Source organism: Streptomyces sp. NPDC012835, assembly GCF_042900885.1.
In the GTDB taxonomy this organism is placed as follows: domain Bacteria; phylum Actinomycetota; class Actinomycetes; order Streptomycetales; family Streptomycetaceae; genus Streptomyces.
In genome coordinates this window covers 1,201,675-1,225,478 of record NZ_JBIBBW010000001.1, presented here as the reverse complement: position 1 = coordinate 1,225,478, position 23,804 = coordinate 1,201,675, and the positions used below count along the sequence as shown (strand labels likewise).

The window sequence follows — 23,804 nt, the reverse complement described above, 5'->3', positions numbered from 1 at the left end:
GCCGGTCCCTGTTAACCCCCCGGCGGCGCCGGGGGGGGGGGCGGCCCCCTGCCCGCCGGGGGGGGGGGGGCCCCCGGGGGGGGGGGCCCCCCCCCTCCCGCACGTCGGTCCGCTCACCCGCTCACTTGCTCAGGACGTTGGCCCCGATGATGAACAGCCCGAGCAGCATGTCCACCCCGCCGACCCGGCACGCCGCCGCCCGGCCCCGCCCGGCCACGCGCGCGGCCCAGAAGCCCCAGCCGAACAGGGCGAGCGTGTTGAGGGCCAGCGCGACCTCGATCGCGGCGCCCTCGCCCCACCACCCGGCGTACGAGCCGAGCAGCGCGGCCACCGTCGGCAGGACCGCTGCCAGCAGCGGCCACTCGGCCAGCACGGCCCGTACGGCACTGACGGTGACCGCCGCCCTCTCCGCCGTCTGACGGGCGATCGTATGGGCGTAGCCGTGGGCGGCCGCCGAGGCCAGGGCCGCCAGCAGCACCCACACCGCGTCGTATCCGGGGTCGTCGGGGCCGGCGTCGTGGTCCAGGGCCGCCGCCAGCGCGCTGGCCAGGACCGTGCCGTAGACACCGCCGAACAGCAGCCGTTGCAGGCGTTCGGCGCGCTCCTCCCGACCGGCGTGCGCCGCGTGTGCCCCGTGCCCGGCCGGGTCCCTGGGACCGCTGTCGCTGTCGCGCAAGGTACCGCCTCCCGGGGCGAACGAGTCGTTCCGCTTCGAGAGATGTAACCGCACACAGCGCGGATCCCCGGGGAACGACGCCGTACGCGCCTTCGCCGGGGATCCGCGCCCTGACAGGATTTCCGCACCGGACATCCGGACCGGAGACGTCCGGACCGGGCGGTTTGCTCACTCCTCGACGAGCATCCCCGACCGCAGCCGCGCGATGATGCGGTTCAGCAGCCGCGACACGTGCATCTGCGAGACGCCCAGCTCGGCGCCGATCTGGGACTGCGTCATCTCCCGGCCGAAGCGCATCTCCACGATGCCGCGCTCGCGCTCGTCCAGCTGCTCCAGCAGCGGGGCCAGCGCGTGCAGGTTCTCGACCTTCTCCATGGCCGGGTCCGCCTCGCCCAGCACATCGGCGAAGGTACGGCCGCCGCCGCCCGTCCCGCCCTCGTCACCGGTGGGCATGTCCAGGGAGCCCGCCGTGTAGCCGTTGGTGGCGACCAGACCCTCGACGACCTCTTCCTCCGTGATGCCGAGCAGCTCGGAGATCTCCTTGACCGTCGGATCCCGGTCCAGGGTGGTGGCCAGGTGCTCCTTGGCCTTGGCCAGCTCGACGCGCAGCTCCTGGAGACGGCGCGGGACGTGGACGGCCCAGCTGGTGTCGCGGAAGAAGCGCTTGATCTCGCCGACGATGTAGGGGACTGCGAAGGAGGTGAACTCGACCTCGCGGGAGAGGTCGAAGCGGTCGATCGCCTTGATCAGACCGATCGTGCCGACCTGGAGGATGTCCTCCATGTCGCCGCCGCCCCGGTTGCGGAAGCGGCTCGCGGCGAACCGCACGAGCGACTGGTTCATCTCGATGAGCGTGTTGCGCGCGTAGCTGTACTCGTGCGTGCCCTCTTCGAGGACCTGGAGCTGGTCGAAGAACAGCTTCGACAGGGCCCGCGCGTCCTTCGGGGCGACCTTGCCGGGGTCCTCGATATACGGCAGCGCGTCGACGGGGGCCGTCGAACCGTAGGTCAGGACGCCCTCCGCCTGCTCCAGTTCGGCAGCACGCACAGTTGTGGTCGTCATGACTTCACTCCTCCATCGCGGTGGACCGTTCAAGATGCGCTTCTGCCCCCCTTTCGCCGGCCCATGCGCGATTCTCGCATCCGATCTCGAAATTCAGGTTTACGTACCGCGGCTCCCAGCGCGCAGAGCGCCGACAGCCCGCACAGCACGGCGCTGATCAGCAGCCAGCGGCCCAGGAAGACGTCCGGGTCCAGGCCGGTGGCCTCCTGGTAGGGACCGGGCGCGCGCAGCACCAACGGCCAGTACACCAGCAGCATCAGCAGGGAGAGGAAGACCGGCACGCGGACGTAGCCGACCCCCGTACGGCCCAGGGGCCGCCCGCGCCGCCGCGCCATGCCCTGGAGCGCGCGGTCCCCGAGCGTGTACAGCGGTACGAGCACCAGATCGTGCAGGAGCGCCGCGCCCACGAACCAGATCAGGATGGACACCCACTCGCCCCGCAGCAGCCTGACACCCGCGTATCCGCAGAGCGCGAACGAGGCCAGCAGGAGCAGCAGCACACGGGGCGACCCCGGATACGCCCGCTTCAGGCGCTTCAGGCGCTTCAGTCTGCTGAGCGGCCCGCGGCGGTGCCTCGGGTCCCCTGTCACGTGGGCCATGTCGACTCCCCGAAGTTCAGCTGCCGCACCCACTTGGTGTTCATCACGCCCGGCGCGCCCGGCACGATGACCCGGGCCGGATACCCGTGATCGGGCGACAGCTCGGCCCCGTTGACCCGCAGGGCGAGCAGCGAGCGGGGATCGCGGACCTGGTCCGCGCTGAGCGCGACCGTCCGGAAGGAGCCGTGCCGCTGCACCGACTCCACGAAGACGGCGGGCGGCGCGTCCCCCAGCCCGACCAGCGCGGCGAGATCGGCCAGCCGGACGCCCTCCCACTCCTGGTCGGAGGTGGACCAGCCCTCCACGCAGGCGATGGGCAGCGCCGCCGTGTGCCGGGGCAGCCGCGCCACCTCCTGCCGGGTCAGCACGGACCGCCGTGCCCCGCCCCGTACGGTCAGCCGCCAGTCGGGACCGATGTCGCGCTCCTGGATCCGCGCCGACCGCATCCCCTTGTTGATCTGGAACCCGTTCGGGCCGCTGCCCGGCTCCCGCCCGTGCGGCGCCAGCAGGGCCGTACCCCGCAGGGAGCCGCCGATGCTCTGCCCCGCCGTCACCACGAACAGCGTCAGCGAACCGAGCCCGACCATCGCGAGCGCGCCGCGCCGCGAGGCGGTCGGCGGCGCCGGGTCCCGGGAGACCAGACCGGTCGCGTCCAGCGGCTCGGTCGGCGAGCCGCGTGGACCACGGCGGCGCAGCGTCCGCACCGTACGCGGCAGCCGCAGAGCGACGTGCGTGACGAACGCGCCGATGAACACCCAGGCCCCGTAGAAGTGCAGCGGATAGAACGAGCCGGGGAACACGTACTGCAACTGGATGTTGAGCACACCGGTGACGAACTCGAAGAGGGCCCCGCCGACGAGCAGCAGCAGCGACAGCCGCTCCAGGCCATGGGCCAGGGAGCGCACCGGCGGCATCTCGAAGAGCTTCGGCACCACCGACCACAGCTTGGCGAGCAGCACCGGTACGAGCACGATGCCGAGCGTCACATGCACACCTTGCGTGACCCGGTAGAGCCAGTAGGGGCGGGTGGGCCAGGAGAAGAGATAGAAGCCGAGCAGCCCCTTGTCCGGCGTCTTGTCGTTGACCGGCGTCAGGCCCGGGTTGTAGGCGGCGTACGACAACAGACCCGTCACGAACAGGACGGGGATACCGACCAGCAGCGCCACCGCGAAGACCGAGGTCAGCCACGGCCCGCGAAGCGGGCTGCGCCACCGGGGGAGGAGGCGGTCGAGAGCGTTCATCCACGTGACCGTAGGGCCCCTCCGGGCCGGACGCTGTCGCGACGCGGGGCGCGGGCGCGATCCCGCCCCGTACGGCGGCGGCCGCTTCGCCCGGTCGCGCGCGGCGCGGCGACCCCGGTGCCCGCGCGAGCACCGGCACGGCGGCCCCGCGCCGCGCGCCGCACACCGTATCGTCGGCCGGGTCGCTGCCCGCACCCGGAAGGAGCCGTCGGCCATGGTCGCCGAACCGCTGTCGCAGCACGAGGCCGAGGAGCGGCTGCGGCCGTTGCCCGGCTGGTCGCTGGAGAACGGGCGCGTCACCCGTACCTACCGTCTGGGCACGCACGCGGCCGCCGCCGCGATGGTGGTCCACATCGCCCAGATCCAGGACGAGTTGAACCACCACTCGGAGCTGACCCTCGGCTACAGCACCCTCACCCTCGCGGTCTCCACCCATGACGCGGGCGGCGCCGTCACCGGGCTGGACATCGCGCTGGCCGAGCGCGTCGAGTCGATCGCCGGGGCGCACGGCGCGCACTGATCGGGCTCCGGGCTCCGGAGCCCGGTACGCCACGGCGCCACCTGCCCGTACCGGCCGGTGGCGCCGTGGCGTACCGCGTGCGTCGTCGTGCGCGGGTCAGTTGACGTCCGCCGGGTGGGAGCCGATGCGCCGGCCCTCGTCGAGCGCGGTGAACGCCGCCAGGTCGTCGGCGTCCAGTTCGAATCCGAAGACGTCGATGTTCTCCTGGATCCGGGACGGGGTCACGGACTTGGGAATCACCACGTTTCCCAGCTGGAGGTGCCAGCGCAGCACCACCTGGGCCGGGGTGCGCCCGTGCTTGCGGGCGATCGCCACCACGGTCGGGACCTCCAGCAGGCCCTTGCCCTGGCCCAGCGGCGACCAGGCTTCGGTGACGATGCCGTGCTCGGCGTGGGCGGCGCGCGACTCGGCCTGCTGGAGCTGCGGGTGCAGCTCGATCTGGTTGACCGCAGGGACCACGGAGGTCTCGCCGATCAGCCGCTCCAGATGCTCGGGCAGGAAGTTCGAGACGCCGATGGCCTTGGCACGGCCGTCGGCGAGGATCTTCTCGAACGCCTTGTAGGTGTCGACATAGGTGTCGGCGGCCGGCTTCGGCCAGTGGATGAGATACAGGTCGACATAGTCGAGGCCGAGCTTCTCCAGCGACACGTCGAAGGCGCGCAGGGTCGAGTCGTACCCCTGATCGCCGTTCCACAGCTTCGTGGTGACGAAGAGGTCCTCACGGGCTATGCCGGACTCCGTGATGCCCTTGCCCGTGCCCTCTTCGTTGCCGTAGATGGCGGCGGTGTCGATGCTGCGGTACCCGGCCTCCAGCGCGGTGGCGACCGCCTTCGTCGCCTCGTCGTCGGGCACCTGCCAGACGCCGAAGCCGAGCTGGGGCATCGTGGTGCCGTTGTTGAGAGTGAGGTGGGGGACCTTGCTCACGAGCGGTCGATCCTAACGTCGTCGGTTGCTTCTCGATCGTCCAACGATCTCAGGGGCGGACGGATTCCCCGTCACCCCCACCGTCATCGTTTCCCCGGCGGGCCCGGACAATGCCTCAGCGGTAGAGCGCGTCGATCTCGACGCGGTACGCCTCCTCTATCGCCCGGCGCTTCAGCTTCAACGACGGTGTCAGCAGCCCCTGTTCCTCGCTGAAGGGCTGGGCCAGGATGCGGAAGGTACGGATCGACTCGGCCTGGGAGACCCTCGTGTTCGCGGCCACCACCGCGCGTCTGATCTCCTTCTCCAGCTCCGGGTCCCGCACCAGCTCCACGGGGCTCAGCGGCGGCTTGCGCCGGATGGCGAGCCAGTGCTGCACGGCCTCCGGGTCCACGGTGACCAGCGCCGCGATGTACGGCCGGTCGTTGCCCACGACGATGCACTGGGCCACCAGCGGATGCGTCCGTACCCGCTCCTCCAGCGCCATGGGCGCCACGCTCTTGCCGCCCGACGTCACCAGGATCTCCTTCTTCCGCCCGGTGAGCGTGAGATAGCCGTCCTCGTCGAGCGTCCCGAGATCGCCGGTGGCCAGCCAGCCGTCGCGCAGCACCGCGTCGGTGGCCTCCGGGTCGCCCAGGTAGCCGGAGAAGACCTGCCCGCCGCGCAGCCACACCTCGCCGTCCGCCGCAATGCGCACCGACGTGCCCGGGATCGGCTGCCCGACCGTGCCGTACCGGGCCAGCCCAGGGGGATTGGCGGTGGCCGCCGCGCACGTCTCGGTCAGCCCGTACCCCTCGTACACGGTGACGCCCGCTCCGGCGAAGAACAGCCCGAGCCGCCGGTCCATCGCGCTGCCGCCGGACATCGCGTGCCGGACCCGGCCGCCCAGCGCCTCGCGGACCTTGCCGTAGACGGCCCTCTCGAAGAACTGATGGCGCATCCGCAGCCCGGCGGAGGGGCCGGGCCCGAGGCCGGACGCCCGCTGCTCCACGGCCTCCGCGTAGCGCACCGCCACCTCCACCGCCCTGTCGAAGGCCGGCGCCCTGCCGTCCGTCTCCGCCGTGCGCCGCGCCGCGTGGTAGACCTTCTCGAAGATGTACGGCACGGCCAGCACGAAGCTCGGCCGGAACGCGGCCAGATCGGGCAGCAACGCGCTCGCCCGCAGGACGGGTTGGTGGCCCAGCTTGACCCGGCCCCGGATCGCCGCGATCTCGATCATCCGCCCGAAGACGTGCGAGAGCGGCAGGAAGAGCAGGGTGGACGCCTCGGCGCCGAGGCCGCCCCGGAAGACCGGCTCCCAGCGCTCCAGGACCGTATCGGCCTCGAACATGAAATGGGAGTGGGTGATCACGCAGCCCTTGGGGCGGCCGGTGGTGCCCGAGGTGTAGATCACCGTGGCGACGGAGTCCGGGGTGACGGCCCTGCGGTGCCGGTGCACCGTCTCGTCGTCCAGCCCCGCGCCCGCAGCGAACAGCTCGCCCAGGGCGTCCGCGTCCAACTGCCAGAGCCGGGTGAGCCGGGGCAGCCGGTCTATCACCGAGCCGACGGTCATCGCGTGGTCCCCGTGTTCGACCAGACAGGCCGAGACCTCCGCGTCGTGCAGGATCCAGTGGACCTGCTCGGCCGAGGACGTCGGATAGACCGGTACGGGCCGGGCGCCGACCGTCCACAGCGCGAAGTCGAAGAGCGTCCACTCGTAGCGGGTACGGGACATGATCGCGACCCGGTCGCCGAACCGCACCCCGTGCGCCAGCAGCCCCTTCGCCAGCGCGAGGACCTCGTCACGGAATTCCGCCGAGGTCACGTCCCGCCAGCGGCCCTCCCCGTCCTTGCGGCCGAGCGCGACCCTGGCCGGATCGGACAGGGCATGTTCGAAGACCGCGTCCGCGAGCCCTCCCACGTGAGGGGCGGCCGGCAGAGGGGGGACGGTGAACTCGCGCAATGACTCGCTCCTTGTGGCGCTCCGCACAGCGCCGGTGACGGTACCCCACCGCCCGACCCGGCGCCGAGGCGTCCGCGTCACCGGTGCGAATCCGTGTCGCCCCAGGTCAGCGTGGGATCAGCGGCCGGTGGGCGGGGAGTTGACGAGGGGCGGAGAAACCATCTGACCCCGAGGTAACCCCAGCGGACGCGAATCTCCACCGAATCAGAACACGTCGGTCACCGACGCTCTACGAAGCCGCCCGCCGGGACCGTCCCCCGCGGTCCTCCTCTCAGCCGTCAGCCCTCCGCCGGGGCCGGGCGGTGCAGCCGGTCGCCGCCGGCCAGGACCGCGGCGGCCAGCGCGTCCGCCGCCGCCCGCGTCGCCTCGCGGTCGCGCCCCGGACCGCCGTCCGCCGGACCGCCGCGCTCCCGGTCGCCGTGGAGCAGGACGAAGTCCACCCCGCCCAGCTCGGGCAGGAGCCTCGTCCGCAGCGGCACCAGCCCCGGCGGGACCAGGTCGCGGGTGTGGGCCATCACGCCGAGACCCGCGCGGGCCGCCGCGATCAGCCCGCTCAGACTGGCGCTGGTGCACGCGACGCGCCAGGGTCTGCCGTGCGCCTCCAGGACCTCCAGGGCGCGGGCCCGGGTGAGCGCGGGCGGCGGGAAGGCGATCAGCGGGACCGGCCGGTCGGGGTCCAGCCGCAGCTGCGGGGCTCCGATCCAGGTCAGGGTGGACTGCCAGACCAGCCGGCCATGGGTGTCGCCGGGGCGGCGCTTGGCCAGCACCAGATCGAGCAGCCCCGCGGCCAGCCGCTCGTGCAGGATGCCCGACAGTTCCACCGTCAGTTCGAGATCGACCTCGGGGTGGTCGCGCCGGAAGGACTCCAGGATCTCCGGGAGCCGGGTGAGGACGAAATCCTCGGAGGCACCGAACCGCAGCCGGCCGCGCAGCCGGGTGCCGCCGAAGAACGCCGCCGCCCGGTCGTGGGCCGCCAGGATCGACCGGGCGAAGCCGAGCATGGCCTCCCCGTCCTCCGTCAGCTCCACGCTGTGCGTGTCCCGGGTGAACAGCGGCCGTCCCGTCGCGTCCTCCAGACGCCGCACATGCTGGCTCACCGTGGACTGCCGCAGCCCGAGCCGGCGCGCCGCCTGCGTGAAGCTGAGCGTCTGGGCCACGGCGAGGAAGGTGCGCAACTGTCCCGGCTCGTACATCCCACCAGGCTACGGTCTTATCGCGGAACGCGATGACAGTGAGAGCGGTATACGGGATTCCCGATCAAGTCGAACAGGTGGACCATGGGGAGGCGCGATCCGCGGCCGCCGCGCGATCCGCGCCCGACAGCGAAGGCCCCCGAACGGGAGAGTCGAACCGAACCGCCCGGCCCGCACCGCCGGACAGCAGCCAGTAGTGGAGCACATGAACCGCCGCACGACATCCGCACCGCCCGAGCCGTCCGCACGGTCCGCCTCCTCCCCGCCTCCACCCCGGCCGCGGCGCCGGCTCCGCCCACCGTCCTGGCTGCCCGTCGACCCGTATGTGCTGGCGCTTCTCGCGACCGTCGCCCTCGCCTCGCTGCTGCCGGTCTCCGGCCACGCGGCGGATGTCGCGAGCGGCGCGTCGACCGGCGCGGTGGGGCTGCTGTTCTTCCTGTACGGCGCGCGCCTGTCCACCGGCGAGGTGGTCGAGGGGCTGAAGCTCTGGCGGCTCCATGTCACCGTCCTCGCCTGCACGTTCGTGCTCTTCCCGCTGCTGGGGCTGGCCTCGGCGGGTCTTGTGCCGTATGTCCTGACCCCGCAGCTCCAGGCCGGGCTTCTCTTCCTCTGCCTGGTGCCCTCGACCGTCCAGTCCTCCATCGCGTTCACCTCGATCGCCCGCGGCAACGTGCCCGCCGCGATCTGCGCGGGCTCCTTCTCCAGCCTCGCCGGCATCGTGATCACCCCGCTGCTCGCGGCACTGCTCATCGGCGGCGGGACCGTCGGCATGTCGGCGGACTCGCTGCTGCGGATCGTCGCCCAGCTGCTGTTGCCCTTCGTCGCCGGCCAGCTGCTGCGGCGCTGGATCGTCGGTTTCCTCGCCCGGCACAAGCGGGTTCTCGGTCTGGTCGACCGGGGGTCGGTGCTGCTGGTCGTCTACACCGCGTTCAGCGAGGGCGTGGTCACGGGCATCTGGCACCAGGTGACCCCGCTGCGGCTGGCGGGACTGCTGGCCGTGGAGGCCGTCCTGCTCGCCGCGATGCTCGCGGCCAGTTGGTACGGCGGCCGGCGGCTCGGCTTCGACCGCGCCGACCGGATCGCCATCCAGTTCGCCGGGTCGAAGAAGAGCCTGGCGGCGGGGCTGCCGATGGCGACCGTCCTGTTCGGCGCGGGCGCGAGCCTCGCGGTGCTGCCGCTGATGCTCTTCCACCAGATGCAGCTGATGGTGTGCGCGGTGATCGCGAAGCGCAGGTCGCGCGACGAGGAGCCGGGCCCCGCCGAGCGGACCGAGGGCCCGGAAGCGGTGGCCGCGGGGGCGGCGGCCGGTACGGCCTGAGAGCGGCGGCCGGCCCGGCCCGCCTCACGTCAGGCGCCGCTCCCGGGCTCGGCCGCGACCGGCGCCCACTGCGCGCCGATCATGGTCCGGACCGCCGAGTCGACCAGCGCGTCGGCCGTCTCGCGGGTGGGCTCCCCCAGGCGGCCGTCGAGCAGCAGCGAGGTGAGCCCGTGTACGAGGGCCCATACGCCGATCTTGAGGATCTCGCGGTGCTCGGGAGCCGCGAAGGCGGCGATCCGCGCTGTCACGACGGCCTGGGCCGCGTCGGAGGCCGCGATCACCTCGGGCAGGCCCACGCAGACATGCCCGAACATCAGGCGGAACAGACCGGGATGGTCGAGCGCGTAGTGCACCGTGGCGCGCGCCATCGGCGCCACCGCGTCCGCCAGGGCCGCCTGCGGGGAGCGGGCGCCGCTCCCCGCGCCGTCGGCCGAGGTGGCCTCCAGACGGGCGGCGAGTTCGGTGAACCCGTGCGAGGCCAGCGCGGCGAGCAGCGCTTCCTTGTCGCGGTAGTGGCGGTAGGGCGCGTTGGCGGACACCCCGGCGTCCCTGGCCACGGCCCGCAGGGACAGCGCGTCCACGCCGTCGACGTCCAGGAGCCGCAGGGCGGACCGCAGCAGGGCGCCCCGCAGATCGCCGTGGTGGTAGCTCTGCCGATCAGATGTTGACACTGCACACTTCCTTGGGTGATAGTGGACACCGTACACATTCTGCGCCGGACTCGGCGGGGTGACGGGCGGGGCGTCCCCGGCGCCGGGCATCGGTGTTCGGCGGCTCCCCGCGAGCGGCCCGGCGCCGGTACGCCGGGCGGCGGCATCCGGCGCCGGGCGCGTGCGACGACTCGGGCCGCCGCTGACCGCCGGGGCGCGCCCGCGCTTCACCCGGCCCTCCCTCCCGCCACCTGATCCGGCCTCCCGCCCCCGTCCGAAGGAGCCCCTCGGCCATGTACGACTACCGCGGCACCACCACGCTCGTCACCGGAGCGTCCAGAGGGATCGGCAGGGCCTGCGCGCGCGAACTCGGCCGACGGGGCTCGGACCTGGTCCTGGTGGCCCGCTCGACCCCGGACCTCGAACGTCTCGCCGCCGAGATCCGCGCCGAGCACCGGGTGAGCACCCTGGTGCTCGGCGCGGATCTCGCCGACCCGGCCGGCGCCGGGAGCGTCGTCGAGGCGCTGCGCGACCGGCACACCAGCGTCGATCTCCTGATCAACAACGCCGGGACGGGCTCCATCGGCCCCTTCTTCGACCGTCCCTTCGAGCAGAGCCTGCGGTCGGTCGACCTCAATGTCACCGGCCTGATACGGATGACCCGCCTGATCGGGGCGGACATGCTCGGACGCGGCTCGGGCGGGATCATCAACGTCGGTTCCACCGCGGCGTTCCAGCCCATGCCGTACCAGGCGAGCTACTCCGCGACGAAGGCGTTCGTCCTGTACTTCACCGAGGCGCTCGCGCGGGAGCTGCGCGGCACCGGAGTACGGGTCATGGGCGCCCACCCCGGCGCGACCGGGACCGGCTTCTTCGACACCACCACCGCCGTCATGGACCCCCGGGTCACCGACAGCCCCGAGTCGGTCGCCGCGAGGACCCTGGACGACTTCGCGCGCGGCAGAGCGGCCTCGTACCCCGGCCGGGCCCTCCACCGCTGGTCCACCTGGCTGCCGCGGCTGCTGCCGCGCACGACCGTCACGCGTGTCGTCGCCGCGATCAACCGTAGGGCGGGCTTCCACGACGTCCGGGACGTCGCGAGCGGCTCCGCTTCCTGACGCCCCGGCCGTGCGGTGGCCGGGGCCGCTCACACCTCGCTGCGCAGGGCGATCCGCTCGTCGCCCGCGTACACGTTCATCGACGGGCCGCGCAGGAAGCCGACCAGGGTCAGCCCGCTCTCCGCGGCCAGGTCGACGGCGAGCGACGACGGCGCGGACACCGCCGCCAGCACCGGGATGCCCGCCATCACCGCCTTCTGCGCCAGCTCGAACGAGGCGCGGCCGGAGACCAGCAGGATCGCCCGGGACAGCGGCAGCAGATCCTGCCGCAGCGCCCGGCCGACGAGCTTGTCGACGGCGTTGTGCCGCCCGACGTCCTCCCGGATGTCCAGCAGCTCGCCGTCCTCGGAGAACAGCGCCGCGGCGTGCAGCCCCCCGGTCCGGTCGAAGACCCGCTGCGCGGCCCGGAGCCGGTCGGGGAGGCCGGAGAGCAGGGCGGGTTCGACCCGGACCGGGGGAGTGTCGGCGATCGGGAAGCGGGCCGTCGTCCGTACGGCGTCCAGGCTGGCCTTTCCGCACAGCCCGCACGACGAGGTCGTGTAGACGTTGCGCTCCAGGGTGATGTCCGGGACCGGCACTCCGGGCGCGAGCCGGACATCGACCACGTTGTACGTGTTCGAGCCGTCCTCCTTCGCCCCGGCGCAGTACACGACGGAGCGCACGTCGGCGGCTGCCGCGAGCACGCCCTCGCTCACCAGGAAACCGACGGCCAGCGCGAAGTCGTCGCCGGGGGTGCGCATCGTGATGGCGAGCGGTCTGCCGTCGAGCCGGATCTCCAGCGGCTCCTCGGCGACCAGGGTGTCGGGCCGCGCGGAGACGACCCCGTCCCTGATCCGGATGGTGCGGCGGCGCTCGGTGACCCGTCCCATGGTGATCAGTCCTACTCGTCGACGTGGTGCTGACGTGATGCTCCCGTGTGGCACTCATTGTCCGGCACCCCGGGGACCCCTCGCCCGTTCCTCCCCGGCACTTGTCTACAGTATGCAGTTCCGTGCGCGGCACCTCCGGCGGATACGGGACATCCGGCCGGTAGGAGGTATCGGGCCGCTACGCGCTCCGCGATCCGCTCCGCGATCCGCTCCGCCGAAGATCTTCCCAAGGCGCGATCCGCTTCCTAGAGTTCGCGACCATGACCCCACCTCTCGCCCCCGCAGGCTGGAGCCGCTGGCTGGTGCCGCCCGCCGCGCTGTCGGTCCATCTCTCGATCGGGCAGACCTACGCCTGGAGCGTCTTCAAGCCACCGCTCGAATCCGCGCTGGATCTCTCCGGCACCCAGAGCGCGCTGCCCTTCCAGCTCGGCATCGTGATGCTCGGGCTGTCCGCCGCCTTCGGCGGCACTCTCGTGGAGCGCAACGGGCCGCGCTGGGCCATGACGGTCGCCCTGTGCTGCTTCTCCTCCGGCTTCCTGCTCGCCGCGCTCGGCGCCTTCACCGAGCAGTACTGGCTGATCGTGTTCGGCTACGGGTTCGTCGGCGGGATCGGCCTCGGTATCGGCTACATATCCCCGGTCTCCACCCTGATCAAGTGGTTCCCCGACCGTCCCGGCATGGCCGCCGGCATCGCCATCATGGGCTTCGGCGGCGGCGCGCTCATCGCCTCGCCGTGGTCCGCGCACATGCTGGCGTCCTACGGCTCCGACAGCAGGGGCATCGCGTTCGCCTTCCTGACGCACGGACTGGTGTACGCGGTCTTCATGTCCCTCGGCGTGCTGCTGGTCCGGGTGCCCCCGCCCGGCTACCGGCAGCGGACGCCGGAGGTTCCCGAGCAGCGGGCCGCGCCGGAGAGCGGGCCCCGGGTGTCGGCGCGGTCGGCCGTGCGCACCCCGCAGTTCTGGTGCCTGTGGGTCGTCCTGTGCATGAACGTCACCGCGGGCATCGGAATCCTGGAGAAGGCCGCCCCGATGATCACGGACTTCTTCGCCGGGGCGGCCACACCGATCTCCGTCTCCGCCGCCGCCGGCTTCGTCGCCCTGCTCTCGGCCGCCAACATGGCGGGCCGTATCGGCTGGTCCTCGGCCTCGGACCTGATCGGCCGCAAGAACATCTACCGGGTCTATCTGGGCGCCGGGGCGGTGATGTATCTGCTGATCGCCTGGTTCGGCGACTCGTCGAAGCCGCTGTTCGTCATCTGCGCGCTGGTGATCCTCTCCTTCTACGGAGGCGGCTTCGCCACCGTCCCCGCCTACCTCAAGGACCTCTTCGGCACCTACCAGGTCGGCGCGATCCACGGCAGGCTGCTCACCGCGTGGTCCACCGCAGGAGTGCTCGGCCCGCTCATCGTCAACAAGGTGGCCGACAGCCAGGAAGCGGCGGGAAAGAGCGGCGCGGGGCTGTACGGTCTCTCGTTCGCCATCATGATCGGCCTGCTGGTCGTCGGTTTCGTCGCCAACGAACTGGTCAGGCCCGTACACCCCCGCCACCACGCACGAGACCCGAAGGAGACAGCCGATGAGCAGGTCAGCAGGGACACCGGCCGCACGGTCTGAGCCCAACCGGGCCGGTCTGGTCGTCTTCGCCTGGCTCTGGGTGGGTATCCCTCTCGCGTACGGTGTGTACGAGTTGGTCCTCAAGGCGGCTCAGCTTTTCACCCGATGATGTGGACTCTCCAAACCGCACAGGAGAATCCTGTTGGTTCACCTGCACCCGTACCGGTGAGTCGCTGACAAGACTGGAGCATTCCTGACGTCGAAACAGAGGGGGTCCCGGGCATGACCGGCACTCGTATCGCCGCGCTCGGGCACTATCAGCCCGCCAAGGTGCTCACCAACCATGATCTGGCGGCGATGGTCGACACCAGCGACGAATGGATCAGCAGCCGGGTCGGCATCAGAACCCGGCATGTGGCGGGCCCCGACGAGCCGGTGGACGCGCTGGCCGCGCACGCCGGCGCCAAGGCGCTGGCCGCGGCCGGGCTGACCCCCGCCGACATCGACATGGTGCTGGTCGCCACCTCCACCGCCATCAACCGCTCGCCCAACATGGCGGCCCGGGTCGCCGCCCGGCTGAGCATGGGCTCGCCCGCGGTGATGGACCTCAACGTCGTGTGCGCGGGGTTCACCCACGCCCTCGCCACGGCCGATCACGCCGTACGGGCCGGCTCCGCGAGCCGGGTGCTGGTCATCGGCGCGGACAAGATGACCGAGATCGCCGACTGGACGGACCGTACGACCTGCGTGCTGCTCGGTGACGGCGCGGGCGCGGCGGTGGTCGTGGCGACCGGACCCGACGAGGAGCCGGGCATCGGCCCGGTGCTCTGGGGCTCCGTGCCCGAGATGGGGCACGCCGTACGGATCGAGGGCACCCCGCCGGTGTTCGCGCAGGAGGGGCAGTCGGTCTACCGCTGGGCCACCACGCAGCTGCCGCCCATCGCCCGCAAGGTCTGCGAGCGGGCCGGGGTCACCCCCGAGGAGCTGGCCGGAGTCGTGCTGCACCAGGCGAACCTGCGGATCATCGAGCCCGTCGCCCAGAAGATCGGCGCGGTCAACGCCGTGATCGCCCGCGATGTCGTGGAGTCCGGCAACACCTCCGCCGCGTCGATCCCGATGGCGCTGTCCAAACTGGTGGACCGCCGGGAGATCCCGTCGGGCGCGCCGGTGCTGCTGTTCGGCTTCGGCGGCAACCTCTCCTACGGCGGTCAGGTCGTGCGCTGCCCCTGACGCCCGCCGGGCCGGCTCGCGTGTCGCCGGCCCCCCCGTATCCCCGATGTCCTCGGCCGTGCGACCCGGGGGCACGCGGCTCGAACTCCCGGCCCCAACTCCCCGTCGGTCGGTAGACTGTAGACGATAACCAATGTATGGATGTCGTCACTCTCGATACGTCGGCCGCCGCCGACGTGTCCACGGCCGGCCAGGAGGGGTACCACGATGTTGTCCGCGAAACTGGCACAGGGCGCCCTGCCCAAGCTCGAACGCCCGGGTCCACTGCGTGAGCGCGTGTACGAGGCGCTGCTCGAACTGATAACGACCCGGGCGCTCCAGCCCGGCCAGCATCTGGTCGAGAGCGAACTCGCGGGCCACCTCGGGGTGTCGCGGCAGCCGGTGCGCGAGGCGCTCCAGCGCCTCAACACCGAGGGCTGGGTCGATCTGCGCCCGGCCCAGGGCGCGTTCGTCCATGAACCGACCGAGGAGGAGGCGGATCAACTGCTCACGGTCCGTACGCTCCTGGAGGCGGAGGCCGCCCGGCTGGCCGCGGCCAACTCCGGTACGGCGGGCATCGCGGCGCTGGAGGAGCTGTGCGCCCGGGGTGAGCGGGCCGTCGCGGACGACGAGGTGGACCGGGCGGTCACCGTCAACGCCGCCTTCCACGCCAAAGTCATGGAGCTGGCGGGCAATGTCGTGCTGGCCGAACTCGCGGCGCAGGTCGACCGCAGGGTCCGCTGGTACTACACACCGGTCGCCCGGCAGCGGGGCAAGGACTCCTGGATCGAGCACCGGCAGCTGATCGCCGCCATCTCCGCACGGGACGAACAGGGCGCCACCGAGATCATGAAGGCCCATACGGAACACACCAGAACCAGCTACCACCAGCGCGAACGCACCTGATCGCGAGCGGTGCCGGCGGCTGCCCCGGGCAGCGTCCGGCGCCCGTGGAACTCCGGGCCGTCATGCGTGAGACGCGTGGCGGCCCTCCCTTTGTCCTCGGTGTGGAGAAAGTTGGGACGGATTCACGCGCAACTTCTTCCCCCTGCGGGCAAGCGCTGCTACGTTCCCTCAAAAGCCCGGGACACACCTCCGGGCGCGATCCATCCGAGGGACGGCCGGCCGAGAGGCGGGGAGGGGCGCGTGAGACGTATGACGGCACGACCTGCCAACGCGCACCAGGCGCGACTGCTCCGGCTGTTGCGTGACGGTGGTCCCAACTCCCGCGCGCAGCTGGGTGATCAGGTGGACCTCTCCCGCTCGAAGCTCGCCGTCGAGGTCGACCGGCTGCTGGAGACCGGACTGGTGGTCGCGGACGGACTCGCCGCCTCGCGCGGCGGCCGGCGCTCCCACAACATCCGGCTCGCACCCGCCCTGCGCTTTCTCGGCGTCGACATAGGCGCCACCTCCATCGATGTCGCCGTCACCAACGCCGAGCTGGAGGTGCTGGGGCATCTCAACCACCCCATGGACGTCCGCGAAGGGCCGGTCGCCGTCTTCGAGCAGGTGCTCGCGCTGGCGGCCAAACTCAAGGTCTCGGGTCTCGCCGAGGAGTTCGACGGAGCGGGCATCGGAGTCCCGGGTCCGGTCCGCTTCCCCGAGGGCGTTCCGGTCGCACCACCGATCATGCCGGGCTGGGACGGTTTCCCGGTCCGGGAGGCGCTCAGCCAGGAACTGGGCTGCCCGGTCATGGTCGACAACGATGTGAACCTCATGGCGATGGGGGAGCAGCACGCCGGAGTCGCCCGCTCGGTGGGCGACTTCCTCTGCGTCAAGATAGGCACCGGCATCGGCTGCGGCATCGTCGTGGACGGCGATGTCTACCGGGGCACCACCGGCAGCGCCGGCGACATCGGCCACATCCAGGTCGAACGCGACGGCCGCGCCTGCGCCTGCGGCAACCGCGGCTGCCTGGAGGCGTACTTCAGCGGCGCCGCGCTCGCCCGCGACGCCGAGGAGGCGGCCCGCGAGGGCCGTTCGCCCGGACTGGCCACGCTGCTGGAGACCGCCGGCCGGCTCACGGCCGTGGACGTCGCCGCCGCGGCGGCGGCCGGTGACCCCGCGGCCCTCGAACTCATCCGGGCGGGCGGGAACCGGGTCGGCCAGGTCATCGCCGGACTCGTCAGCTTCTTCAACCCGGGGCTCGTGGTGATCGGCGGCGGGGTGACCGGCCTCGGCCACACGCTGCTGGCCAGTGTCAGGACCCAGGTCTACCGGCAGTCACTGCCGCTGGCCACCGGCAACCTCCCCATCGTCCTGGGGGAGTTGGGACCGACCGCCGGAGTCACCGGCGCGGCCCGGCTCATCAGCGACCACCTCTTCTCGCCGGTCTGACGACCGGTGGCGCCCGATCCGTTCCACCCGCTCCACCGCTTCACCCGCACGGCCCCGCACCACCCGTACCGCCCGCGCCATCCGTAGCACCCGCAGCACCTGTACGAGCCGCACCACCGCACGAGCCGCAGTCCCCGTCCGGCCGCGCCCCACCGCGTCGCCGGACAACAGACGCACGAGCCGCACGAGCCGCATCCGTACGACAGCTCCGCCGCACCCTCTTTCCACCCCGCTCCGCACCACCCCCAGCTCTCCCACAGCTCAGCTCTCCCACAGCCCTGCCCGCTCACCGGCCGCATCCGCCGAGGGGATACGCCATGGCATCCACACCACCCACGACCCCGCTGCTCACCATGTCCGGCATCACCAAGACCTTCCCCGGTGTCCGCGCCCTCGACGGTGTGGACCTGGAGGTCGCGGCGGGTGAGGTCCACTGTCTGCTCGGCCAGAACGGCGCCGGGAAATCCACACTCATCAAGGTGCTCGCCGGCGCCCACCAGCCCGACGACGGTGTGATCAACTGGTGCGGCGAAGAAGTCACACTGAAGTCGCCCATCGCCGCGATGCGGCTCGGCATCGCCACCATCTACCAGGAACTCGACCTGGTCGAGGGCCTGTCGGTGGCCGAGAACATCTTCCTCGGACACGAGCCGACCACCGCCGGGTTCGTCGTACGGGGACGGGAGGCGAGGAGCGCGGCGACCGCGCTGCTGGCCCGCCTCGGCCACCCGGAGATCCGGGCCCACCAGCTCGTCGGCTCGCTCTCCGCCGCCCAGCAGCAGATCGTCTCCATGGCCCGCGCCCTCTCCCACGACGTACGGCTCATCGTGATGGACGAGCCGTCCGCGGCCCTCGACCCCGACGAGGTCGACAATCTCTTCCGCACGGTGGCCACGCTCACCGCCGACGGCGTCGCGGTCATCTACATCTCCCACCGGCTGGAGGAGATCCGGCGCATCGGTGACCGGGTGACCGTCATCAAGGACGGGCGGACCGTCGCCGTCGCCCTGCCCGCGAAGCAGACCCCGACCCGTGATGTCGTCGCGCTGATGACCGGCCGGAACGTCGAGTACGTCTTCCCCGAGCGGCCCGCCACGCCCACCGCCGGCGCACCGCGCCCCGAACCCGTGCTGCGGGTCGAAGGGCTTTCCAGGGAAGGGGAGTTCGCGCCCCTCGACCTCGAACTGCGGCCCGGCGAGATCGTCGGCCTGGCCGGGCTCGTCGGATCGGGCCGCTCCGAGATCCTGGAGACGGTCTACGGGGCGCGCAAGGCCACCTCGGGCCGCGTCCTCGTCGACGGCGTCCCGCTGCGGCCCGGCAGCGTCCGTGCCGCCGTCCGCGCCGGACTCGGCCTCGCACCCGAGGAGCGCAAGGCCCAGGGCCTGCTGATGCTCGAATCGGTCACCCGCAACGTGTCGGTGTCCTCGCTGCCCCGCTTCGCCCGGGCCGGCTGGGTCGACCGCGCGGCCGAGCGCACCGCGGCCCGCGAGGCGACCAGGGAACTCTCGCTGCGCCCCGACAACCCGGACGCCCGGATCCGTACCCTCTCCGGCGGCAACCAGCAGAAGGCGGTCCTCGCCCGCTGGCTGCTGCGGGGCTGCCGGGTGCTGCTGCTCGACGAACCGACGCGCGGTGTCGACGTGGGCGCCCGTGCCGAGCTGTACGCCGTGATCCGGCGGCTGGCCGACGAAGGGCTCGCCGTACTGCTCGTCTCCAGCGAGGTCCCCGAAGTGCTGGGCCTCGCCGACCGGGTGCTGGTCCTGCGCGAAGGGCGGGTCGTCCACCGGGCGCCCGCCCGGGAGCTGGACGAGCACCGAGTCCTCGACCTTGTGATGGAAGGGAGCCCGACACCATGAAACAGCCTGCCTCCGAGGCGCGGCAGGGCGGGCCCGACGCCGCGGCCACGCCCGAGCCGAGCCCGTCGACCGCCGCCTCCGACCCGACCGCGAAACCCCCTGCGAAGAAGGAGGGTTGGCGGGCGCTCGGACTGCGGATCGATGTCCGTAACCTCTCCCTGCTCGGAGTGCTGGCCGCTCTGGTCGTCGTCGGCGGCATCACCAAGCCCGACCAGTTCCTGGACACCAACAACCTCCAACTGGTGCTGACCCAGGCGTCGGTCATCGGTGTCGTCACGGTGGGCATGACCTTCGTCATCACCAGCGGCGGCATCGACCTCTCCGTCGGCGCCATCGTCGCCCTCTCCTCGGTGTGGGCCACGACACTGGCCACCCAGGAGTTCGGGTTCGCCGGCATCCTCTTCACCGCCGTCCTGGTGGGGCTCGGCTGCGGGCTGGTCAACGGTGTGCTGATCGCGTACGGCGGGATGGTGCCGTTCATCGCGACGCTCGCGATGCTCGCGTCCGCCCGCGGCCTCGCCCTGATGATCACCGACGGGAAGACCCAGATCGTCACGGTGACCTCGGTGCTCGACCTCGGCGTCCCCGACTCGTACGTCCTCGGCATCCCGCCGCTCGTGCTGGTCTTCGCAGCCGTGACCGTCGTCGGCTGGCTGATCCTGAACCGTACGACCTTCGGCCGCCGCACGGTCGCCGTCGGCGGCAACCCGGAGGCCGCCAGGCTGGCCGGTATCGATGTCCGCAGGCAGCGGCTCTATCTCTACCTGTTCTCCGGGCTCTGCTGCGGCATCGCCGCCTTCCTGCTGATCATCCTGGCCGGCTCGGGACAGAACACCAACGGCAACCTGTACGAGCTGGACGCCATCGCGGCGGCGATCATCGGTGGCACCCTGCTCAGCGGTGGCCGCGGCACGATCGTCGGCTCCGTGCTCGGGGTCCTCGTCTTCACCACCATCACCAATATCTTCGCTCTGAACAATCTCCAGAGCGACGTTCAGCAGATCGCCAAGGGCGCCATCATCGTCGCCGCCGTACTGGTCCAGCGCCGCACCCTGCGCAACGGCGATAGCTGACACAACGTCAGTCATCGCACCCGCAACCCCCCGCCCTACCCGAAGGGTTGAACCGCCATGCCAGAAACCAGTCGCAGAGGACTTCTTTTCGGCACCGCCGCCGTCTCCGCCGGTGCCCTCCTCACCGCCTGCACCAGCAACGAACCCTCGAAGCAGGAGCCCGCCACGAACAGCGGGCCGGCCGCCTCGGGCGACAAGCCCGGCAAGCCCGTCACCATCGGCTTCGCCGGCCCCCAGGCCGACCACGGCTGGCTGAACGCGATCAACGAGCAGGCCAAGTCGCGGGCGAAGTCGTACGCGGACGTGACGCTGGACATCACCGAGGGCTCCAACGACATCGCCGCGCAGATCGGCCAGGTCGAGACGCTGATCAACAAGAAGGTCGACGTCCTGGTGATCCTGCCCGCCGACGGCAAGGCGCTCACCCAGGTCGGGCTGAAGGCCATGCGCGCCGGAATCCCGGTCATCAACCTGGACCGGATCTTCTCCGACCCGCAGGCGTTCCGCGCCTACATCGGCGGCGACAACTACGGCATGGGCGTCAGCGCCGGCAACTACATCGGCCGGCTGCTCAAGGACAAGAAGGACGCCAAGGTCGTCGAGCTGGCGGGGATCGACGGTCTGGAGCTGACCCAGCAGCGCTCCAAGGGCTTCGACGACGCGCTGAAGAACTACCCGAACATCAAGAAGGTCGCCCGGCAGGCCGCCGACTTCACCGTCGAGTCCGGCCAGGCCAAGATGGCGCAGCTGCTCCAGGCTCAGCGCTCCTTCGACGCCCTGTGGAACCACGACGACGACCAGGGCGTGGGCGCGCTGCGCGCCATCCAGCAGGCGGGCCGCGACGACTTCCTGATGGTCGGCGGCGCCGGGGCCAAGGCGGCGATGGACGTCATCAAGGCCGACAACAGTGTGCTCAAGGCGACCGTCCTCTATCCGCCGACCATGGCCGCGTCCGCCATCGACCTGGCCCGCGCCCTCGGCCAGTCCAAGGGCATCAGCGGCCTCGCTGAGCTGGAGATCCCCGCCCAGGTCACGCTCTACTCGGCGGTGGTGGACAAGGGCAACGTCGACCAGTACCTCCCCACGGGTTTCCGCTGACCGGCCCCGGCCGGACCAGCGGCCCAGCTGTCCCCACTGTGCGAGATGACGAGGAGTTATCCGGATGACCCCCAGTCCCACGGAAGCGTCGGAGCAGGAAGCCGGTCCGCCGCCCGCACTCGGCATCGGCATGGTCGGATACGCGTTCATGGGCGCCGCCCACTCACAGGGCTGGCGCACCGCCGGACACGTCTTCGACCTGCCGCTGCGGCCCGTACTCGCCGCGGTCTGCGGCCGTGACCGGGCGTCCGTCCGGGCCGCGGCAGCGAAACACGGCTGGGCCGCGGCCGAGACCGACTGGCGGCGGCTGATCGAGCGCGACGATGTGCAGGTGGTCGACATCTGCACCCCGGGGGACAGTCACGCGGAGATCGCCATCGCCGCGCTGGAGGCGGGCAAGCACGTCCTGTGCGAGAAGCCGCTCGCCAACTCGGTCGCCGAGGCCGAGGCGATGGTGAGGGCGGCGGAGGCGGGCCGGGCCCGCGGGCAGCTGTCCATGGTGGGCTTCAACTACCGCCGGGTGCCGGCCGTCTCGTACGCCAGGAAGCTGATCGAGGACGGCCGGCTCGGCACCCTGCGCCATGTCCGGATCACCTACCTCCAGGACTGGCTGGCCGATCCGCTGGCCCCGCTGACCTGGCGGCTCGACCGGGAGCGCGCCGGGTCGGGGGCGCTGGGCGACCTGGGGGCGCACATCGTCGACCTCGCGCAGTTCCTCACCGGGGAGCCGCTGGCCGGGGTCTCGGCCCTCTCGGAGACCTTCGTCCGCGAGCGGCCGGTCCTCGGCGGGCCGGGCGCCGGGCTGTCGGGAGCCGCGGGCAGCGAGTACGGCCCGGTGACGGTGGACGACGCGGCGGTGTTCACCGGCCGGCTCGCCTCGGGCGCGCTGGCCTCCTTCGAGGCCACCCGGATGGCCTCGGGGCGCAAGAACGCGCTGTCCCTGGAGATCAACGGTGAGCGCGGTTCGCTCTCCTTCGACCTGGAGCGGCTCAACGAGCTGTCGTTCCACGACCACGCCGAACCGGCGGCCTCGGCCGGCTTCCGCCGGATTCTGGTCACCGAGCCGGAACACCCCTATCTGGAGGCGTGGTGGCCGCCGGGGCACGGGCTCGGGTACGAGCACACCTTCGTCCACCAGGCGCGCGATCTGGTGACGGCGATCGCGGCGGGGTCCGACCCGGCACCGTCCTTCGCCGACGGGCTCCAGGTGCAGCGGGTGCTGGCCGCCGTGGAGGAGAGCGCGGCGAAGAACGCCGTGTACACGCCCGTACCGCCCCCGTCGGGAATCCCTGCCTAGGAGGAAGCCGTATGCCCCGTCCCTTCACCCTCTTCACCGGCCAGTGGGCCGACCTTCCCCTGGAGGAGGTGTGCCGGCTCGCCCGTGACTTCGGTTACGACGGACTGGAACTCGCCTGCTGGGGAGACCACTTCGAGGTCGACAAGGCCCTCGCCGACCCGGCCTACCTGGAAGGCCGGCACCAACTGCTCGACAAGTACGGGCTCAAGTGCTGGGCGATCTCCAACCACCTGGTGGGACAGGCCGTCTGCGACCACCCCATCGACGAGCGCCACCAGGGCATCCTGCCCGCCGGGATCTGGGGCGACGGTGAGGCCGAGGGGGTCAGGCAGCGCGCCGCCGCCCGGATCAAGGACACCGCGCGGGCCGCCGCCGCCTTCGGCGTCGACACCGTCATCGGCTTCACCGGCTCCTCGATCTGGCATCTGGTCGCGATGTTCCCGCCGGTGCCGCCCGGCATGATCGACCGGGGGTACGAGGACTTCGCGGAGCGCTGGAACCCGATCCTGGACGTCTTCGACGCCGAGGGGGTGCGCTTCGCCCACGAGGTCCATCCGAGCGAGATCGCCTACGACTACTGGACCACGCACCGCGCCCTGGAGGCGGTCGGCCACCGGCCCGCTTTCGGGCTGAACTTCGACCCGAGCCACTTCGTCTGGCAGGACCTCGACCCGGTGGCGTTCCTCTACGACTTCCGGGACCGGATCTACCACGTCGACTGCAAGGAGGCCCGTAAGCGCCTCGACGGGCGCAACGGGCGGCTCGGCTCCCATCTGCCCTGGGGGGAGCCCAGGCGCGGCTGGGACTTCGTCTCCGCCGGGCACGGCGACGTGCCCTGGGAGGACGTCTTCCGGATGCTGCGGTCGATCGGTTACGCGGGTCCCGTCTCGGTCGAGTGGGAGGACGCGGGCATGGACCGGCTGGCCGGGGCGCCGGAGGCGCTCGCCCATCTCAAGCGCTTCGACTTCGACCCGCCGTCGGCGTCCTTCGACGCGGCGTTCGGCGGCGACCGGTAGCACTTCGCGTCCGGGCCGGACCTGACCGGCCCGGACGCGGGGCCGGACACCGGACGGGCGGGGACGCCGCCCGTCCGGTGTCCGGGCGCACCTCTTTGTCCTGAGCCTGGGGAAAGTTCAACTTAACCCCCGCGCAAGGTCTTTCGGTCCGGGACGAACCCGGCTACGGTCCTTTGAGGTGTACAGGACATGGCCGGTGCGGGACACCACCGGCCGACACCGCAACAGAGTCGCTCTCCGATGTGACGGCGCA

Annotated in this window: 22 protein-coding genes; 13 read left to right on the top strand and 9 right to left on the bottom strand. The window is 71.7% G+C overall.

What is annotated here, in order from left to right:
* Positions 1-121: 121 nt before the first annotated feature.
* The 4 genes from ACFY6S_RS04985 to ACFY6S_RS04970 all read right to left on the bottom strand — a co-directional run bounded on the left by ACFY6S_RS04985 (position 122) and on the right by ACFY6S_RS04970 (position 3,578).
* Entirely contained in the window at positions 122-589 is a 468-nt protein-coding gene (locus ACFY6S_RS04985; protein WP_388822952.1) for a hypothetical protein, read from the bottom strand.
* Positions 590-844: 255 nt separating this feature from the next.
* Positions 845-1,738 (bottom strand): SigB/SigF/SigG family RNA polymerase sigma factor, encoded by an 894-nt coding sequence (locus ACFY6S_RS04980; RefSeq protein WP_388822889.1) that lies wholly within the window; start codon positions 1,736-1,738, stop codon positions 845-847.
* Positions 1,739-1,767: 29 nt separating this feature from the next.
* A complete protein-coding gene (locus ACFY6S_RS04975) occupies positions 1,768-2,337 on the bottom strand; it encodes a hypothetical protein (RefSeq protein WP_388822887.1) in 570 nt (189 codons plus the stop codon).
* Positions 2,325-3,578, bottom strand: coding sequence for a molybdopterin-dependent oxidoreductase (locus tag ACFY6S_RS04970; protein ID WP_388822885.1), 1,254 nt, complete (start codon positions 3,576-3,578; stop codon positions 2,325-2,327). Before ACFY6S_RS04970 ends, ACFY6S_RS04975 begins: the two co-directional genes overlap by 13 nt.
* A 214-nt stretch (positions 3,579-3,792) precedes the next feature.
* Here ACFY6S_RS04970 and ACFY6S_RS04965 point away from each other — a divergent pair, with 214 nt between their 5' ends.
* On the top strand, positions 3,793-4,098 hold the full coding sequence (locus ACFY6S_RS04965) for a 4a-hydroxytetrahydrobiopterin dehydratase (protein WP_388822883.1): 306 nt from the start codon (positions 3,793-3,795) through the stop codon (positions 4,096-4,098).
* 96 nt (positions 4,099-4,194) lie between these two features.
* Here ACFY6S_RS04965 and ACFY6S_RS04960 read toward each other — a convergent pair whose 3' ends face one another.
* The 3 genes from ACFY6S_RS04960 to ACFY6S_RS04950 all read right to left on the bottom strand — a co-directional run bounded on the left by ACFY6S_RS04960 (position 4,195) and on the right by ACFY6S_RS04950 (position 8,154).
* Positions 4,195-5,022: an aldo/keto reductase gene (locus ACFY6S_RS04960; RefSeq protein WP_388822881.1), complete on the bottom strand. Its 828-nt coding sequence runs from the start codon at positions 5,020-5,022 to the stop codon at positions 4,195-4,197.
* Positions 5,023-5,137: 115 nt separating this feature from the next.
* A complete protein-coding gene (locus ACFY6S_RS04955; RefSeq protein WP_388822879.1) occupies positions 5,138-6,961 on the bottom strand; it encodes an AMP-dependent synthetase/ligase in 1,824 nt (607 codons plus the stop codon).
* 278 nt (positions 6,962-7,239) lie between these two features.
* Positions 7,240-8,154, bottom strand: a complete 915-nt coding sequence (locus ACFY6S_RS04950) for a LysR substrate-binding domain-containing protein (protein WP_388822877.1) — start codon at positions 8,152-8,154, stop codon at positions 7,240-7,242.
* Between the two features lie 205 nt (positions 8,155-8,359).
* Between ACFY6S_RS04950 and ACFY6S_RS04945 the strand changes: the two genes are divergently transcribed.
* The gene (locus ACFY6S_RS04945) at positions 8,360-9,472 is read left to right on the top strand and encodes a bile acid:sodium symporter family protein (RefSeq protein ID WP_388822875.1); all 1,113 of its coding nucleotides are present in this window, start codon (positions 8,360-8,362) and stop codon (positions 9,470-9,472) included.
* Between the two features lie 29 nt (positions 9,473-9,501).
* Here ACFY6S_RS04945 and ACFY6S_RS04940 read toward each other — a convergent pair whose 3' ends face one another.
* Complete coding sequence (locus ACFY6S_RS04940; RefSeq protein ID WP_388822873.1) at positions 9,502-10,143, bottom strand: TetR/AcrR family transcriptional regulator; 642 nt, start codon at positions 10,141-10,143, stop codon at positions 9,502-9,504.
* A 272-nt stretch (positions 10,144-10,415) separates the two neighbouring features.
* Here ACFY6S_RS04940 and ACFY6S_RS04935 point away from each other — a divergent pair, with 272 nt between their 5' ends.
* Positions 10,416-11,240: an SDR family NAD(P)-dependent oxidoreductase gene (locus ACFY6S_RS04935; protein ID WP_388822871.1), complete on the top strand. Its 825-nt coding sequence runs from the start codon at positions 10,416-10,418 to the stop codon at positions 11,238-11,240.
* A gap of 29 nt (positions 11,241-11,269) precedes the next feature.
* On the opposite strand, the gene fdhD is transcribed toward ACFY6S_RS04935, so the two are convergent.
* Positions 11,270-12,109 (bottom strand): formate dehydrogenase accessory sulfurtransferase FdhD, encoded by an 840-nt coding sequence (gene fdhD, locus ACFY6S_RS04930; protein ID WP_388822869.1) that lies wholly within the window; start codon positions 12,107-12,109, stop codon positions 11,270-11,272.
* A 260-nt stretch (positions 12,110-12,369) separates the two neighbouring features.
* Here fdhD and ACFY6S_RS04925 point away from each other — a divergent pair, with 260 nt between their 5' ends.
* From ACFY6S_RS04925 to ACFY6S_RS04880, 10 genes are all read left to right on the top strand, one after another.
* Entirely contained in the window at positions 12,370-13,725 is a 1,356-nt protein-coding gene (locus ACFY6S_RS04925; RefSeq protein WP_388822867.1) for an OFA family MFS transporter, read from the top strand.
* Positions 13,688-13,834 carry a hypothetical protein gene (locus ACFY6S_RS04920; RefSeq protein ID WP_388822865.1) on the top strand — a complete coding sequence of 49 codons (147 nt, stop codon included), beginning with the start codon at positions 13,688-13,690 and terminating at the stop codon, positions 13,832-13,834. The genes ACFY6S_RS04925 and ACFY6S_RS04920 overlap by 38 nt, the downstream gene beginning before the upstream one ends.
* A 113-nt stretch (positions 13,835-13,947) precedes the next feature.
* The gene (locus ACFY6S_RS04915; RefSeq protein WP_388822863.1) at positions 13,948-14,895 is read left to right on the top strand and encodes a beta-ketoacyl-ACP synthase III; all 948 of its coding nucleotides are present in this window, start codon (positions 13,948-13,950) and stop codon (positions 14,893-14,895) included.
* A gap of 207 nt (positions 14,896-15,102) precedes the next feature.
* On the top strand, positions 15,103-15,780 hold the full coding sequence (locus ACFY6S_RS04910; RefSeq protein WP_388822861.1) for a GntR family transcriptional regulator: 678 nt from the start codon (positions 15,103-15,105) through the stop codon (positions 15,778-15,780).
* Between the two features lie 249 nt (positions 15,781-16,029).
* The gene (locus ACFY6S_RS04905) at positions 16,030-17,211 is read left to right on the top strand and encodes an ROK family protein (protein WP_388822859.1); all 1,182 of its coding nucleotides are present in this window, start codon (positions 16,030-16,032) and stop codon (positions 17,209-17,211) included.
* 317 nt (positions 17,212-17,528) lie between these two features.
* Complete coding sequence (locus tag ACFY6S_RS04900) at positions 17,529-19,067, top strand: sugar ABC transporter ATP-binding protein (protein WP_388822857.1); 1,539 nt, start codon at positions 17,529-17,531, stop codon at positions 19,065-19,067.
* A complete protein-coding gene (locus ACFY6S_RS04895) occupies positions 19,064-20,140 on the top strand; it encodes an ABC transporter permease (protein ID WP_388822855.1) in 1,077 nt (358 codons plus the stop codon). The genes ACFY6S_RS04900 and ACFY6S_RS04895 overlap by 4 nt, the downstream gene beginning before the upstream one ends.
* Positions 20,141-20,197: 57 nt before the next feature.
* Complete coding sequence (locus ACFY6S_RS04890; protein WP_388822853.1) at positions 20,198-21,238, top strand: substrate-binding domain-containing protein; 1,041 nt, start codon at positions 20,198-20,200, stop codon at positions 21,236-21,238.
* Positions 21,239-21,368: 130 nt separating this feature from the next.
* A complete protein-coding gene (locus ACFY6S_RS04885) occupies positions 21,369-22,535 on the top strand; it encodes a Gfo/Idh/MocA family protein (protein ID WP_388822950.1) in 1,167 nt (388 codons plus the stop codon).
* Between the two features lie 11 nt (positions 22,536-22,546).
* Positions 22,547-23,551, top strand: coding sequence for a sugar phosphate isomerase/epimerase family protein (locus ACFY6S_RS04880; RefSeq protein ID WP_388822851.1), 1,005 nt, complete (start codon positions 22,547-22,549; stop codon positions 23,549-23,551).
* The last annotated feature ends 253 nt before the right edge of the window (positions 23,552-23,804 follow it).